Genomic DNA, 904 nt, shown 5'->3' with positions numbered 1-904 from the left:
GAGGCTTATTCAAAAGTAGACACGCACCCCACACCCACCAACTAGACAACGGCCCCACCCGCGGCAAAAATATGAGCGTTAAATCTCTACAAATAACCTCAAGCCATACCGGACAAGACCGTTGCTACACCAGCGTACAACCGGCCTCACAGCCACGCAATTCGCCACACTACACACAGCCCTCACCCATCACCTCACCTGGTCAAAACCAGGCGGAAGACCACCAGCGCTAACCCTCACCCAAGCCCTCAAAATCACCCTGCTCTACCACCGCCACAACCTCACCGAAGAACTCCTCGCAGAACTTTTTGCTGTCTCTCAATCGACAGTCTCACGAGCTATCAACACCATCGAAAAGGCCCTGGAGAAGATTCTCACTCCGCTGACTCAGCCTTTGAAAGAAAGCCTCAAAGCACCCGGGTCCTTAGTAGTTGACGGGACTCTGATACCCACGTGGAATTGGCGTTCACTTGGTAAAACAAATTTCTCTGGAAAGCACAAACGAGCCGGATTCAACCACCAAGTCATTTGCACCTTGGATGGAAAGTTGCTGGCTATCACAGACCCGGTGCCCGGGGCCAGGCATGATGCTTACGCCTTCAAACATCATGGCTTGGAAAGATATCTTGATGAGAGCACTGTGGCTGATAAGGGCTATATCGGGTTGGGGTTGGCTACCCCGGCCAGGCGTAAGCCGGGTCAACGGCTGAGTCGGGAGCAGAGGCGGAATAATCGGGTGCTGAATCGGCTGCGGTCGGTGGTGGAGCGGGTTATCGCTCACATCAAGACTTGGCGGATTCTTCATACGGGGTTTAGGCGGCCGTTGGGGTTGTATGGGCGGGTGTTTGCGGTGGTGCGGGGGTTGGTGTTTTTGGCTGCGGGTGGGACTTTTGAATAAGCCTCA

At 54.3% G+C, this 904-nt stretch carries 1 protein-coding gene; it reads left to right on the top strand.

The annotated features are described in order from the left end of the window. Positions 1 to 121: 121 nt before the first annotated feature. Entirely contained in the window at positions 122 to 898 is a 777-nt protein-coding gene (locus L6758_RS11135) for a transposase (RefSeq protein WP_237187077.1), read from the top strand. Positions 899 to 904: the final 6 nt, after the last annotated feature.

It is taken from the genome of Rothia nasimurium (genome assembly GCF_928382285.1).
Taxonomy (GTDB): Bacteria; Actinomycetota; Actinomycetes; order Actinomycetales; family Micrococcaceae; genus Rothia; species Rothia nasimurium_E.
The sequence above is the reverse complement of the archived record's forward strand: the minus strand, read 5'-3'. Positions and strand labels throughout refer to the sequence as shown.